Genomic DNA, 13489 nt, shown 5'->3' on the forward strand with positions numbered 1-13489 from the left:
GGCGATCGACGCCCCGGCCGTTGCGACTTACTTCTTCTTGCCGGCGATCGGCTTGGCCTTGCCCTTGCGGGTGCGGGCATTGGTGTGGGTCCGCTGGCCACGAACCGGCAGCTGCCGGCGATGGCGCAAGCCGCGATAGCAACCCAGATCCATGAGCCGCTTGATGTTCATCGAGACTTCGCGGCGCAGATCGCCCTCGACGATGTAGTCGCGGTCGATGGTCTCGCGGATCTGCAGAACCTCTTGGTCGGTCAGCTGATTGACCCGCCGCTCGGCCGGAATACCGACCTTCTCGCAGATCTCCTCGGCCTTCTTGGCACCGATGCCGTGGATGTACTGCAGCGCGATCACCGCGCGCTTGTTGGTGGGGATGTTGACGCCTGCGATACGAGCCAAGTCCGTCTCCATGTGGCCGGCGGATCAGATCCGCCGGGCTTGACCGTGCTGCCGCTCTGCGGCAGCTTGCTTTACAACCCGCATCCGGTGGAGGCCGGCCTCGCGGGAGCTCAAAATAAAAACGTGCGGCACCGCCCTTCCAGTGAAGGCCTGCGGTGTCGCATGAGTGGAAGCGGGCTCCTTAGCGGCTTTCGCTTCAGGCGTCAACCTTCTCCAGCACCCGAATGATCTCGCCGGTCACTTCGTCGATGGGCTTCGATCCGTCGATCCCAGTCAGTTGACCCCGCGCCTGATAATAGGGCGCCACGACGGCGGTGTCGCGATTGTAGGCGGCCAAGCGTGTCTTGAACACCTCCGGATCATCATCCGCTCGCACCGCTTCGCCGCGCGCTTTTGTCTCGGCGGCACGCGTGAGAATGCGATCGACGAGCCCCGCCTGATCGACCTTGAGCTCGATCACCGCATCCAGGGCCAGCCCCTTGCCGTTGAGCATGCGATCCAGCGCCTCGGCTTGCGCGACGGTGCGCGGGAAGCCGTCGAGGATGAACCCGCGCCTGGCGTCGGGCTCCTCGACCCGGTCGGACACGATGCCGATCACGATATCGTCCGAAACCAGCTGACCCGCGTCCATCACCGCCTTGGCCTTCAGCCCGATCGGCGTCCCCGCGGCCACCGCCGCGCGCAGCATGTCGCCGGTCGAGAGCTGCGGAATGTCGTAGCGTTGCATCAGCCGCTTGGACTGGGTTCCCTTCCCCGCGCCCGGCGGTCCGAGCAGGATCAATCTCATCGACGGCGTCCCCCTTTCAGTCTCGCCTTCTTCACCAGCCCTTCGTACTGGTGGGCCAGCAGATGCCCATGTACCTGCGCAACCGTGTCCATGGTCACGCTGACGACGATCAGCAGCGATGTCCCGCCGAAATAGAACGGCAGCGACGCATATGAGATCAGGACTTCGGGGATGAGGCAAATGATTGCCAGGTATGCCGCCCCGACCACCGTGATCCGCGTCAGCACGTAGTCGATGTAGTCGGCGGTGCGCTCACCCGGACGGATGCCCGGAATGAAGCCGCCGTGCTTCTTCAAATTGTCCGCCGTCTCCGTCGGATTGAACACGATCGCAGTGTAGAAGAAAGCGAAGAAGACGATCAAGGCGACGTACATCACCATGTACGCGGGGCGGCCATGGCCCAGGTAGGTCGCCAGCAGCGACAGGAAGCCGGTGCCGCCGCTCTGCTGCGAGAAGCTGGCGATGGTGGTCGGCAGCAACAGCAGCGAGGATGCGAAGATCGGCGGGATGACGCCTGCGGTGTTCAGCTTCAGCGGCAGGAACGACGTCTGCCCCTCGTATTGCCGGTTGCCGACCTGACGCTTGGGGTAGTTGATGAGAAGCCGCCGCTGGGCGCGCTCGACAAAGACGATGAAGGCGATGATGACGATGGCCATCACCAGCACGCCCAGGATGATGCCCGTCGACAGCGCGCCCTGGCGCCCCAGCTCCAGGGTTCCGGCGATCGCCTGGGGCAGCTCCGCGACGATGCCGGCGAAGATGATGAGCGAGGAGCCGTTGCCGATGCCGCGCGAGGTGATCTGCTCGCCGAGCCACATCAGGAACATGGTGCCGCCGACCAGGCTGATCACCGTCGAGATCCGGAAGAACAACCCGGGCTCGAGCACGACATTGCTGGAGCCCTCGAGCCCGGCGGCGATGCCATAGGCCTGGAAAACCGCCAGCACCACCGTGAGATAGCGTGTGTACTGGTTGATGACCTTGCGGCCCTGCTCACCCTCCTTCTTCAACTGCTCGAGCGTCGGCACGATGCTGGTCAGAAGCTGGATGATGATCGATGCCGAGATGTACGGCATGATGTTGAGGGCGAAGATTGCCAGGCGGCCGACGGCGCCGCCGGAGAACATGTTGAACAGCCCGAGCACGCCGCCCTGGGTCTGTCGAAAGATGTCGGCCACCGCCTCCGGATTGATGCCGGGCAGCGGGATGTAGGTGCCGAGACGGAAGACGATCAGCGCACCGAGCGTAAACCAGATCCGCTTCTTCAGTTCCTCGGCCTTGGCCAGAGCACCGAAGTTGAGATTCTGCGCGAGCTGTTCCGCTGCCGATGCCATTCTTGTGTCCTTCGATCCCGGAACCGGCCGCCGGGTCGGCCCCCCAATATGGGGCTGCGGCAGCCTTGCTTTCCAGCCGGATCGGAGCCGTCGGCCCGAGGCAAGTCGCCCCAACCCCTGGTCCGCATTCCGGAGGCTTCGGCGGGCCCTCGCCTGTACGCAGCCGGAGCAATCCCGGTCTGGGAACGCCCGACCGGCAGCACGGTCAGCCCGTCGGATCTGCGTCCGGCACCGCCCGATGCAGCGGCAACGGCCGCGCGTCGCGGAACGGACGCGAGCCCGTTCCGCGGCGCCCGTTCAGGCTCACGCGGAAGCCGTAGCCTCGCCTTGCTCGGCCAGGATCTTGACCGAGCCGCCGGCTTTCTCCACCGCTTCGACCGCAGTCTTGGAGGCACGCGCGACCTCGAGCGTCACCTTGACCTTGAGATCGCCGACGCCAAGGATTTTGACGCCGTCCCGCGGCTTCGAGCAGACGCCCGCGGCCACCAGGGTCTCAATGGTGATGGCGCTCGCCGCATCGAGCTTGCCCGCATCGATCGCCTGCTGCAGGCGACCGAGATTGACCTCGTTCAGGTCCTGGCGGAAGGGGTTCCAGAAACCCCGCTTGGGCAGACGGCGATGCAACGGCATCTGACCGCCTTCGAAGCCCTTCACGCGTACGCCGGAACGGGACTTCTGACCCTTGACGCCGCGCCCGGCGGTCTTGCCCTTGCCGGAGCCGATGCCGCGTCCGACGCGCATGCGCTCCTTCGTGGCACCGGGATTGTCGTGGATGTCGGTGAGCTTCATGGTGTTCACTCCCCGTCCACGACGCGAACGAGGTGCTTCACCCGCTCGATCATGCCGCGTGTGGCGGGCGTATCGGGCAGCGTGGAGCGCCGGCTGATCTTATTGAGACCGAGGCCGATCAGCGTCTGCCGCTGCGTGGCGATGCGACGGATCGGGCTGCCGATCTGCTCGACGGTGACGGTCTTGCCTTGCTGTGTCATGCCGTCCTCCCTCAGGCTTCGGCACCGGCAACCTCGACCTCGGCATCACGGCGGCGGGACTGCAGCGTGGACACCTTGAGGCCGCGGCGTGCGGCGACCGAGCGCGGGCTGTCTTCGTGCTTCAGGGCATCGAAGGTGGCGCGCACCAGGTTGTAGGGATTGGACGAGCCGAGCGACTTGGCCACGACGTCGTGCATGCCGAGCGTTTCGAACACGGCGCGCATCGGGCCGCCGGCGATGATGCCGGTGCCGGGAGGCGCGGCGCGCAGCACGACCTTGCCAGCGCCCCAGCGGCCGGCGACGTCATGGTGCAGCGTGCGACCCTCGCGCAGCGGCACACGCACGAGTGCGCGCTTAGCCGCATCGGTCGCCTTGCGAATCGCCTCGGGAACCTCGCGGGCCTTGCCGTGGCCGAAGCCGACGCGCCCCTTCTGGTCGCCGACCACGACGAGCGCCGCGAAGCCGAAGCGCCGGCCGCCCTTCACCACCTTGGCGACGCGGTTGATGTGGACGAGACGGTCCACGAATTCGCTGTCGCGCTCGCGCTCCTCGCGCGATTGCCTATCTCTTGCCATGCCTATCTCACTTCCGCGGGATGCGGCGTCCCGCTCGCTCGATGTTTCGTATCATCCGCCGCAAAACGACGACACTTCTCCGAGGCTGATCCCCACGCTCTCTCACAGCAACGGCAAATCCGGCCCTACCGAGGCCGGACACCGCGCCGCCCGAGCTTCGGGCCAGCCGTCAGAAATTCAAACCGCCTTCGCGGGCGGCATCGGCCAGCGCCTTGACGCGGCCGTGATAGATGTAGGACCCACGATCGAAGACGACGTCCTTGACGCCGGCCGCAACCGCGCGCTCCGCGAGGAGCTTGCCGACCGCCTTGGCCGCATCGACCGTGGCGCCCGTCTTCAGGTCCTCGCGCATCGCCTTCTCCAGCGTGGAGGCGGAGGCGATGGTATTGCCCTTGGCGTCGTCGATCACCTGCGCATAGATCTGCTTGGACGACCGAAACACCGAGAGGCGCGGGCGGCCATTGGCCGCCGCCCGCAGGGAGCGCCGAACGCGCGCCTTGCGGCGATCGCTCGAACTGAGATTCCCAGCCATCTTCGCTCCTTACTTCTTCTTGCCTTCCTTGCGGAAGATGAATTCGCCGGCGTATTTCACGCCCTTGCCCTTGTAGGGCTCCGGACCGCGGAACTCGCGGATCTCGGCGGCGACCTGGCCAACCTGCTGCTTGTCGATACCGGCGATGATCACCTCGGTCGGCTTCGGCGTCGTGATGCTGATGCCGGCCGGGATCGCAAAGTCGATATCGTGGCTGTAGCCCAAGGACAGCTTCAGCGACTTGCCCGCCATCGCCGCCTTGTAACCCACGCCGTTGATCTCGAGCTTCTTCTCGAAGCCCTTCGTCACGCCCTCGACCAAGTTGGCGACGCGCGAGCGCGACATTCCCCACATCGCGCGAGCGCGCTTGGATTCGTCGCGTGGCGTCACCGAGATGGCGCCGTCATTCAACGCCACGTCAACGTCCTGCGGTACGGTGAACGACAGTTCACCCTTGCCGCCCTTGACCTTGACATGCTGCCCATCGACCGTTGCCGTCACGCCCGACGGCACGGTCACGGGCCTCTTTCCGATACGAGACATCTCTTCGTCCCCCGTGGTTCGTTCAGCGCCGCCGGTCAGAAGACCTTGCAGAGCACTTCGCCGCCCACGTTGCTCTCACGGGCCGCGTGGTCGGCCATAACGCCCTTGGGCGTCGAGAGAATGGTGATACCGAGGCCGTCAGCCACGCGCGGCATGGCGTCGACCGACGCATAGACCCGGCGGCCGGGCTTGGAGACGCGCTCGATCGAGCGAATCACCGGATGGCCGTCGAAGTACTTGAGCTCGATTTCGAACTCGGTACGGCCGTTGCCGTACTCGGTGGTCGAGTAACCGCGGATGTAACCTTCCTGCTGCAGCACCTCAAGCACGCGGGCGCGCAGGGTGGAGCCGGGGCTGGTCACCCGGCCGCGGCGGCGCATCTGCGCGTTGCGGATACGGGTCAGCATATCGCCGAGCGGATCGTTCACTGCCATGATCGGTCCCTCCTTACCAGCTCGACTTCACGAGGCCCGGGATCATGCCCTGCGAGCCAAGCTCGCGCAGCGCGACACGGGACATCTTGAGCTTGCGGTAGTAGGCCCGCGGCCGACCCGTCACCTCGCACCGGTTGCGGATGCGCGTGGGGTTGGCGTTGCGCGGCAACTGCGCCAGCTTGAGAACCGCCTCGAAGCGCTCCTCGATCGGCTTGTTGCGGTCTTCTGCGATTGCCAGAAGCCGCGTGCGCTTGCCCTCATAGCGAGCCACGAGCTTGCGCCGGCGGTTGTTCTTCTCGACTGAACTCTTCTTTGCCATATCTAGTGGTCTCCGGTGTCCGCGTCTGAGCAGGCAGGCCTGCTCACTGCCGGAACGGGAAGTTGAAATGCTTGAGCAGCGCGCGCGCCTCGGCGTCGGTCTTGGCCGTGGTGCACACGATCACATCCATGCCCCACATGCTATCGACCTTGTCGTAGTCGATCTCCGGGAACACGATGTGCTCCTTGATGCCGAGGGCGAAGTTGCCGCGCCCGTCGAACGACTTCGGATTGAGGCCACGGAAGTCGCGCACCCGCGGGAGCGCCACGTTGATCAGACGGTCGACGAACTCGTACATACGCACCTTGCGCAGCGTCACCTTGGCACCGATCGGCATGTTCTCGCGGACCTTGAAGGACGCGATCGCCGTGCGGGCCCGAGTGACGACCGCCTTCTGGCCGGCGATCTGACCGAGATCGGCCGCAGCGGTGCTGGCCTTCTTGGAGTCGTTCACCGACTCGCCGACGCCCATGTTGAGCACGATCTTGTCGAGGCGCGGCACTTCCAGCGGGTTCTTGTAGCCGAACTCCTCGATGAGCTTGGGCCGCACCACCTCGTCGTAGTACTTGCGCAGGCGCGGCGCATAGCCTTCCGGCAGGCGCGGACGCGAGCCGCTCTTCGGGGCGCCATCGCCCTTGGCCGCCTTCGGAGCCTTCTCCTTGGCGACCTTCCTGCTGTCCTTGACGTCAGCCATCGATCAGATCTCCCGAACGCTTGGCGAAGCGCACCTTGCGGCCATCGTCCAGCACCTTGAAGCCCACGCGGGTCGGCTGGCCGTCCTTGGGATCGGCCACAGCCAGGTTCGACAGGTGCAGCGGCGCCTCCTTGTTGATGATGCCGCCTTCCTGGCTCTGCGACTGGCGCTGGTGGCGCTTGACCATGTTGACGCCGCGGACGAGCGCACGCTCGTCCTTCGGCAGAACCTGGATGACTTCGCCCGTCTTGCCACGGTCACGGCCGGTGAGCACGACGACCTTGTCGCCCTTCTTGATTTTCGCGGCCATCAGAGCACCTCGGGCGCGAGCGAAATGATCTTCATGTGATTGCGGGCCCGGAGCTCGCGCGGCACCGGCCCGAAGATGCGGGTGCCGATCGGCTCCTTCTGATTGTTGATCAGAACCGCGGCATTGCGGTCGAAGCGGATCACGGAGCCGTCGGCGCGACGGATGTCCTTGGCGGTGCGCACGACGACCGCCTTCATCACGTCGCCCTTCTTGACGCGGCCACGCGGGATCGCCTCCTTGACGGAAACGACGATCACGTCGCCCACGCCGGCGTACTTCCGCTTGGAGCCGCCTAGCACCTTGATGCACATCACCCGACGCGCGCCGGAGTTGTCCGCGACGTCCAAGTTGGTCTGCATCTGGATCATGGCAAAGATCCTTTCTCTGTCTCAGCCGGTTTCCGGTGCCTCGCTGGCGCCGGACTACGTCTGACGGGGATCTGGCGTCCCCTCGCCGTTGGATTGATCGGTCAGGCCTCGGCGTCGCTCGCCAAGGCGACCCAGGACTTGGTTTTGGAGATCGGCTTCGATTCCTCGATGCGGACCACGTCGCCCACCTTGAACGCATTGCCCTCGTCGTGGGCATGATAGTTCTTGGTGCGGCGAACGGTCTTTTTCAGCAGCGGATGGGTGAAGCGCCGCTCCACCTTCACTACGATGGTCTTGTCGCCTTTGTCACTGACGACGGTGCCCTGGAGAACGCGCTTCGGCATCCCCGCCTCCTCAAGCCTGGGGGACGGCAGCGGTGCGCTGCAACGTCCGGATGCGGGCGATGTCACGACGGACCTCGCGCACGCGATTCGTGTTCTCGAGCTGGCCTGTCGCCCGCTGGAAGCGCAGGTTGAACTGCTCCTTCTTGAGCTTCAGCAGCTCGTCGTGGAGTTCGTCCTTCGACAGCCGCTTGAGGTCGGCCAGCCGTTGCGTGGTCTTCATGGCTCGTCTCTTCAGTCGGCGATGCGCTGAATGAAGCGCGTCTTGATCGGCAGCTTGGCCGCGCCGAGACGCAGGGCCTCGCGCGCGATCTCTTCGTTCACGCCGTCGAGTTCGAACATGATGCGGCCCGGCTTGACGCGCGCCGCCCAATAGTCCGGCGCGCCCTTGCCCTTGCCCATGCGCACCTCGGTCGGCTTATCCGAAACCGGCACGTCCGGGAAGATCCGGATCCAGACGCGGCCGGCGCGCTTCATGTGGCGCGTGATGGCGCGTCGGGCGGCCTCGATCTGGCGCGCAGTGACGCGCTCAGGCTCGAGCGCCTTCAGCCCGAACTCGCCAAAATTGAGGTCCGTCCCGCCCTTCGCGACGCCGTGAATGCGGCCCTTGAACTGCTTGCGGAACTTGGTCTTCTTGGGCGACAGCATGTGTCCTGCTCCTCACCGTCGCGTCCTCAATGGGACGCGTCGGCCCCGCGGCGACCCTGCGAACGGCCGCCGTCATCGTTCATCTTCTTGTCCTGCGCCATCGGGTCATGATCGAGGATCTCGCCCTTGAAGATCCAAACCTTGATCCCGCACGTGCCGTAGGTGGTGAACGCGGTGGCGGTGCCATAGTCGACATCGGCGCGCAGCGTGTGCAGCGGAACGCGTCCCTCGCGGTACCACTCCATGCGTGCGATCTCGGCACCACCCAGACGACCCGCGCAGTTGATCCGGATCCCCTCGGCGCCCAGGCGCATGGCCGACTGCACCGCGCGCTTCATGGCACGACGGAAGGCGACACGACGCTCCAACTGCTGGGCGATCGACTCGGCCACCAGGGTGGCGTCGATCTCCGGCTTGCGCACCTCGACGATGTTGATGGCGACGTCGGCGTCGGTCATCTTTGCCACGGTGCGGCGCAGCTTGTCGATGTCGGCGCCCTTCTTGCCGATGACGACGCCCGGACGCGCCGAGTAGATCGTCACGCGGCACTTCTTGTGCGGACGCTCGACGACGATCTTCGACACCGCCGCCTGCTTCAGCATCTTGCGCAGCGTATCGCGGATGCGGATGTCCTCGTGCAGCAGCTGCCCGTACTCGCCCTTGCGGGCGAACCACCTGGAATCCCAAGTGCGGTTGATGCCGAGACGAAGCCCGATCGGATTGACCTTCTGACCCATTGTCCCGTCCTCAGGCTGTGGCTGGCGTTTCGCGAACCACGATGGTGAGGTTCGCAAAAGGCTTTTCGATGCGGGCGCCGCGACCGCGGGCGCGGGCGTGGAAGCGCTTCATAACCAGCGACTTGCCGACGAACGCCTCGGCAACGACGAGGTCGTCCACATCGAGGTCGTGGTTGTTCTCGGCGTTGGCAATGGCGCTCTCCAGCGCCTTGCGCACATCGACGGCAATGCGCTTGCGGCTGAACTCCAAGTCCGCCAGCGCCGTCGACACCTTCTTGCCACGGATCAGCGCGGCAACGAGGTTCAGCTTCTGCGGCGATACCCGGAGGTTGCGCGCAACGGCCTTGGCCTCGTTGTCGGCGAGCGCGCGGGGGGCGGCTGCCTTACCCATGCTTACCTCCTCTTCGCCTTCTTATCCGCCGCGTGACCATGGAAGGTACGCGTCGGGGAAAACTCGCCAAACTTGTGGCCGACCATCTCCTCGGTGACCATCACCGGGATATGCTTGTGGCCGTTGTAGACGCCGAACGTCACGCCCACGAACTGCGGCAGGATCGTGGAGCGCCGGCTCCAGATCTTGACCACCTCCGAGCGCCCGGAGGCGCGCACAGCGTCTGCTTTCTTGAGCAGATATCCGTCGACGAACGGACCTTTCCAAACCGAACGTGCCATCGTGCCGTTCCTTACTTCTTCCGCTTGTGGCGGCTCGAGACGATGAAGGCGTCGGTCCGCTTGTTGGAGCGAGTCTTCTTGCCCTTGGTCGGCAGACCCCAGGGGGTCACCGGGTGACGGCCACCGGAGGTGCGGCCTTCGCCGCCGCCGTGCGGATGGTCGATCGGGTTCATCGTGACGCCGCGGTTGTGCGGCCGCCAGCCCAGCCACCGCGTGCGGCCGGCCTTGCCCATGTTGGTGTTCATGTGGTCGGGGTTCGACACCGCGCCCACCGTGCCGTAGCACTGGCCGTGCGCCAGCCGCTGCTCACCCGAGTTGAGCCGCAGGATGACGTAGCCCTGGTCGCGACCGACGATCTGGGCGTAGGTGCCGGCAGACCGCGCCAGCGCGCCACCCTTACCGATCTTCGTCTCGATGTTGTGGACGATCGTGCCGATCGGCATGTTGCCGAGCGGCGCTGCGTTGCCAGGCTTGATGTCCACCTGATCGCCCGCCACCACCGTGTCCCCCACCGCCAGCCGCTGCGGCGCCAGGATGTAGGAGAGCTCGTCGTCGGTGTAACGGATCAGCGCGATGAAGGCGGTGCGGTTGGGATCGTACTCGATCCGCTCCACCTTAGCGCTCACCCCCGCCTTGCCACGCCGCTTGAAGTCGACGAGCCGATAAGTCCGCTTATGGCCGCCGCCGCGGAAGCGGACGGTGACGCGACCGTTGTTGTTACGGCCGCCGGAATTGGACTTGCCCTCGGTCAAAGTCTTGACCGGCTTGCCCTTGTAGAGCTCCGAACGGTCGACGAGCACCAGCTGGCGCGTGCTCGGCGTGATCGGATTGAAGGATTTCAGTGCCATAGCTGCAGCTTTCCGTGTCCGCTCAGAGGCCCGTCGTCACGTCGATGGAGAACCCGTCGACGAGCGTCACGACCGCCTTCTTCACGTCCGAGCGCTGCCCGAGCGTGTTGCGGAAGCGCTTCACCTTGCCCTTGGTGACCAGCGTGTTGACGCTCGCCACCTTGACGTCGAAGAGCTTTTCGACCGCCGCCTTGATGGCGGGCTTGGTCGCGGTCTTGGCAACGCGGAACACGACCTTGTTGTGCTCCGAGAGCATCGTCGCCTTCTCTGTGATCACCGGGCTCAGGATCACATCGTAATGGCGGACGTCGGTGGGACGAGATTCGCGGCTCATTTGAAGCGCGCCTCCAGCGCATCCACTGCCGCCTTGGTCAGCACGAGCTTGTCGCGGCGCAGGATGTCGTAAACGTTGATGCCGGTGACCGGCAGCACGTCCACATCGGGAATGTTGCGGACGGCGAGGCAGAAGTTGCCGTCCATCTCGGCGCCGTCGACGATCAGCGCATTGGCGAAGCCCAGCTTGCCGAGCTGCGCACGCAGCGCCTTGGTCTTGGCCTCGGCCAGCGCCGCGCTGTCGAGCACGACGATGGCATCGTCCTTGGCCTTGGCAGAGAGGGCGTGCTTGAGCGCCAGCGCCCTGACCTTCTTGGGCAGGTCATGGCCATGGTCGCGCACCACCGGTCCGAAGGCCTTGCCGCCGCCGCGGAATTGGGGCGCCTTGGCCGAGCCGTGGCGTGCGCTGCCGGTGCCCTTCTGCTTGTACATCTTGCGCGTCGTACGCGAGATCTCGGCGCGGCCGAGGGTCTTGTGCGTACCCGCCTGCCGCTTGGCCAACTGCCAGCGCACGTAGCGGTGGATCAAGTCGACGCGCGGCTCCAGACCGAAGATCGCCTCGTCGAGGTCGACCTGGCCCGCGCTCGTGCCGTCGAGCGTGGTGACATCGAGCTTCATCACGTCGTCTCCTGACCGTCGGTCGAGGGAGCCTCGGCCGGAGCCTCGGCGGCGTCAGCCTGCCCGTCGGCATCGTCACGCGCCCGGAACTTACCGGGCAACGGCGCTTCCTTCGGCAGCGGCCGCTTGACCGCGTCGCGCACCATGATCCAGCCGCCGGCGACTCCGGGAACGGCGCCTTCGACGAGGATGAGGCCGCGCTCGACGTCGGTCTGCACGACGCGCAGATTCTGCGTGGTCACGCGCTCGTCACCGAGATGCCCCGGCATCTTCTTGTTCTTGAACGTCTTGCCCGGATCCTGACGGCCGCCGGTGCCGCCGATGGAACGGTGCGAGATCGACACGCCGTGGGTCGCGCGCAGGCCACCGAAGTTCCAGCGCTTCATGCCACCGGCAAAGCCCTTGCCCGTCGTGGTGCCGGTGACGTCGACGAACTGGCCGGCGACGAAGTGGTCGGCCGTGATTTCGGCGCCCACGGGGATCAGATGATCCGGCTCGACGCGGAATTCGGCAACCTTGCGGCGCGGCTCCACCTTGGCCACGGCAAAGTGCCCGCGCTCGGCGCGGCTCACGTTCTTGACCTTGGCGAGGCCTGAGCCGACCTGCAGAGCCGTATAGCCGTTGCGCTCGACCGTGCGGTGCGCGACCACCTGGCACTGGTCGAGCTTCAGCACCGTCACTGGAACGTGCTCTCCTGAATCAGTGAAGATGCGTGTCATCCCCACCTTCTGTGCAATGACGCCTGAGCGCATTTGCCAATCCTCTAGGGCGTGCTCCGACAACCGACGGGCGCGCCGCTCGTCAGAGCTTGATTTCCACATCCACGCCGGCGGCGAGGTCGAGCTTCATCAGCGCGTCCACCGTCTGCGGAGTCGGATCGACGATATCGAGCACGCGCTTGTGAGTGCGCATCTCGAACTGCTCGCGCGACTTCTTGTCGATGTGCGGCGAACGGTTGACCGTGAACTTCTCGATGCGCGTCGGCAGCGGGATCGGCCCCCGTACCTGCGCCCCAGTCCGTTTGGCCGTCGAAACGATCTCACGGGTCGACGCATCGAGGATACGATGATCGAACGCCTTGAGGCGGATGCGGATATTCTGACCGTTGATCATAAGGACCCCTCCGGCCCGACTACTTCAAGTGAATGGGGCACAGCACCGAAATGAAATGCCTGCATGCCAATGCATGCCGGCGAGGGACGGCGCTGGCCGCCTTGTGGGGTGCGGCCTCGCCGCACCCGGTTCTTGCGTCTTACTCGATGATGGATGCGACGACGCCGGCGCCGACGGTGCGGCCGCCCTCACGGATGGCGAAGCGCAGCTTCTCCTCCATGGCGATCGGCGCGATCAGCGTCACTTCCATGGCGATGTTGTCGCCCGGCATCACCATCTCGGTGCCCTCCGGCAGCGTCACCACGCCGGTCACGTCCGTCGTCCGGAAGTAGAACTGCGGGCGGTAGTTGGTGAAGAACGGCGTGTGACGACCGCCCTCCTCCTTCGTCAGGATGTACGCTTCCGCCTTGAACTTCGTGTGCGGCTTCACCGAGCCCGGCTTGCACAGCACCTGGCCGCGCTCCACGTCCTCGCGCTTCGTACCGCGCAGCAGCGCCCCGATGTTGTCGCCCGCCTGGCCCTGGTCCAGCAGCTTGCGGAACATCTCGACGCCCGTCACCGTCGTCTTCTGCGTCGGACGGATGCCGACGATCTCGACTTCCTCGCCCACCTTCACGATGCCGCGCTCGACCCGCCCCGTCACCACCGTGCCGCGGCCCGAGATCGAGAACACGTCCTCCACCGGCATCAGGAACGGCATGTCGACCGGACGCTCAGGCTGCGGAATGTAGGCGTCGACCTCGTCCATCAGCTTCAGGATCGCCGCGTGACCGATATCCGGGTTGCGGTCCTCCAGCGCGCACAGCGCCGAGCCCTTCACGATCGGAATGTCGTCGCCCGGGAAGTCGTACTTCGACAGCAGCTCGCGGATCTCAAGCTCCACCAGCTCCAGAAGCTC

Annotated in this window: 25 protein-coding genes; all 25 read right to left on the reverse strand. The window is 65.5% G+C overall.

From position 1 onward, the window contains the following. Positions 1–27: 27 nt before the first annotated feature. Positions 28–396: a 30S ribosomal protein S13 gene (gene rpsM, locus IEW34_RS08050; protein WP_188608607.1), complete on the reverse strand. Its 369-nt coding sequence runs from the start codon at positions 394–396 to the stop codon at positions 28–30. 196 nt (positions 397–592) lie between these two features. After that, positions 593–1183 carry an adenylate kinase gene (locus IEW34_RS08055; RefSeq protein WP_188608608.1) on the reverse strand — a complete coding sequence of 197 codons (591 nt, stop codon included), beginning with the start codon at positions 1181–1183 and terminating at the stop codon, positions 593–595. Further along, positions 1180–2517, reverse strand: coding sequence for a preprotein translocase subunit SecY (secY, locus tag IEW34_RS08060; protein WP_188608609.1), 1338 nt, complete (start codon positions 2515–2517; stop codon positions 1180–1182). Before secY ends, IEW34_RS08055 begins: the two co-directional genes overlap by 4 nt. 303 nt (positions 2518–2820) lie before the next feature. Beyond that, positions 2821–3306, reverse strand: coding sequence for a 50S ribosomal protein L15 (gene rplO, locus IEW34_RS08065; RefSeq protein WP_188608610.1), 486 nt, complete (start codon positions 3304–3306; stop codon positions 2821–2823). A gap of 5 nt (positions 3307–3311) precedes the next feature. Then, a complete protein-coding gene (gene rpmD, locus IEW34_RS08070) occupies positions 3312–3506 on the reverse strand; it encodes a 50S ribosomal protein L30 (RefSeq protein WP_188608611.1) in 195 nt (64 codons plus the stop codon). A gap of 11 nt (positions 3507–3517) precedes the next feature. Continuing rightward, complete coding sequence (gene rpsE, locus IEW34_RS08075; RefSeq protein ID WP_188608612.1) at positions 3518–4081, reverse strand: 30S ribosomal protein S5; 564 nt, start codon at positions 4079–4081, stop codon at positions 3518–3520. Between the two features lie 169 nt (positions 4082–4250). Beyond that, entirely contained in the window at positions 4251–4613 is a 363-nt protein-coding gene (rplR, locus tag IEW34_RS08080) for a 50S ribosomal protein L18 (protein WP_188608613.1), read from the reverse strand. Positions 4614–4622: 9 nt separating this feature from the next. After that, on the reverse strand, positions 4623–5156 hold the full coding sequence (rplF, locus tag IEW34_RS08085; protein ID WP_188608614.1) for a 50S ribosomal protein L6: 534 nt from the start codon (positions 5154–5156) through the stop codon (positions 4623–4625). A gap of 35 nt (positions 5157–5191) precedes the next feature. Next, positions 5192–5590, reverse strand: coding sequence for a 30S ribosomal protein S8 (gene rpsH, locus IEW34_RS08090; protein WP_188608615.1), 399 nt, complete (start codon positions 5588–5590; stop codon positions 5192–5194). A gap of 13 nt (positions 5591–5603) precedes the next feature. Then, the gene (gene rpsN, locus IEW34_RS08095; RefSeq protein WP_188608616.1) at positions 5604–5909 is read right to left on the reverse strand and encodes a 30S ribosomal protein S14; all 306 of its coding nucleotides are present in this window, start codon (positions 5907–5909) and stop codon (positions 5604–5606) included. A gap of 43 nt (positions 5910–5952) precedes the next feature. Continuing rightward, positions 5953–6603 carry a 50S ribosomal protein L5 gene (gene rplE / locus IEW34_RS08100; RefSeq protein ID WP_188608617.1) on the reverse strand — a complete coding sequence of 217 codons (651 nt, stop codon included), beginning with the start codon at positions 6601–6603 and terminating at the stop codon, positions 5953–5955. Next, positions 6596–6913, reverse strand: a complete 318-nt coding sequence (rplX, locus tag IEW34_RS08105; protein WP_188608618.1) for a 50S ribosomal protein L24 — start codon at positions 6911–6913, stop codon at positions 6596–6598. The genes rplE and rplX overlap by 8 nt, the downstream gene beginning before the upstream one ends. Beyond that, positions 6913–7281 (reverse strand): 50S ribosomal protein L14, encoded by a 369-nt coding sequence (gene rplN / locus IEW34_RS08110; RefSeq protein ID WP_188608619.1) that lies wholly within the window; start codon positions 7279–7281, stop codon positions 6913–6915. The genes rplX and rplN overlap by 1 nt, the downstream gene beginning before the upstream one ends. A 101-nt stretch (positions 7282–7382) precedes the next feature. After that, the gene (rpsQ, locus tag IEW34_RS08115; protein ID WP_188608620.1) at positions 7383–7625 is read right to left on the reverse strand and encodes a 30S ribosomal protein S17; all 243 of its coding nucleotides are present in this window, start codon (positions 7623–7625) and stop codon (positions 7383–7385) included. Positions 7626–7635: 10 nt separating this feature from the next. Continuing rightward, positions 7636–7845: a 50S ribosomal protein L29 gene (rpmC, locus tag IEW34_RS08120; RefSeq protein WP_188608621.1), complete on the reverse strand. Its 210-nt coding sequence runs from the start codon at positions 7843–7845 to the stop codon at positions 7636–7638. Positions 7846–7856: 11 nt separating this feature from the next. Beyond that, the gene (gene rplP, locus IEW34_RS08125; RefSeq protein ID WP_188608622.1) at positions 7857–8270 is read right to left on the reverse strand and encodes a 50S ribosomal protein L16; all 414 of its coding nucleotides are present in this window, start codon (positions 8268–8270) and stop codon (positions 7857–7859) included. 26 nt (positions 8271–8296) lie between these two features. After that, positions 8297–9007: a 30S ribosomal protein S3 gene (rpsC, locus tag IEW34_RS08130; RefSeq protein WP_188608623.1), complete on the reverse strand. Its 711-nt coding sequence runs from the start codon at positions 9005–9007 to the stop codon at positions 8297–8299. A 10-nt stretch (positions 9008–9017) separates the two neighbouring features. Beyond that, positions 9018–9398 carry a 50S ribosomal protein L22 gene (rplV, locus tag IEW34_RS08135; protein WP_188608624.1) on the reverse strand — a complete coding sequence of 127 codons (381 nt, stop codon included), beginning with the start codon at positions 9396–9398 and terminating at the stop codon, positions 9018–9020. A gap of 2 nt (positions 9399–9400) precedes the next feature. Then, on the reverse strand, positions 9401–9679 hold the full coding sequence (gene rpsS, locus IEW34_RS08140; RefSeq protein ID WP_188608625.1) for a 30S ribosomal protein S19: 279 nt from the start codon (positions 9677–9679) through the stop codon (positions 9401–9403). A gap of 11 nt (positions 9680–9690) precedes the next feature. Next, positions 9691–10527, reverse strand: coding sequence for a 50S ribosomal protein L2 (gene rplB, locus IEW34_RS08145; RefSeq protein ID WP_188608626.1), 837 nt, complete (start codon positions 10525–10527; stop codon positions 9691–9693). 22 nt (positions 10528–10549) lie between these two features. Next, positions 10550–10861: a 50S ribosomal protein L23 gene (locus IEW34_RS08150; RefSeq protein ID WP_188608627.1), complete on the reverse strand. Its 312-nt coding sequence runs from the start codon at positions 10859–10861 to the stop codon at positions 10550–10552. Then, positions 10858–11478: a 50S ribosomal protein L4 gene (gene rplD / locus IEW34_RS08155; protein WP_188608628.1), complete on the reverse strand. Its 621-nt coding sequence runs from the start codon at positions 11476–11478 to the stop codon at positions 10858–10860. The genes IEW34_RS08150 and rplD overlap by 4 nt, the downstream gene beginning before the upstream one ends. Next, positions 11478–12230, reverse strand: coding sequence for a 50S ribosomal protein L3 (rplC, locus tag IEW34_RS08160; RefSeq protein WP_188608629.1), 753 nt, complete (start codon positions 12228–12230; stop codon positions 11478–11480). The genes rplD and rplC overlap by 1 nt, the downstream gene beginning before the upstream one ends. Positions 12231–12279: 49 nt before the next feature. Further along, the gene (rpsJ, locus tag IEW34_RS08165; protein WP_188608688.1) at positions 12280–12588 is read right to left on the reverse strand and encodes a 30S ribosomal protein S10; all 309 of its coding nucleotides are present in this window, start codon (positions 12586–12588) and stop codon (positions 12280–12282) included. A gap of 142 nt (positions 12589–12730) precedes the next feature. Next, a partial coding sequence (locus tag IEW34_RS08170; protein ID WP_188608630.1) for an elongation factor Tu occupies positions 12731–13489 on the reverse strand: 759 nt, incomplete at its 5' end.

Source organism: Chelatococcus reniformis (genome assembly GCF_014640075.1).
In the GTDB taxonomy this organism is placed as follows: Bacteria; Pseudomonadota; Alphaproteobacteria; order Rhizobiales; family Beijerinckiaceae; genus Camelimonas; species Camelimonas reniformis.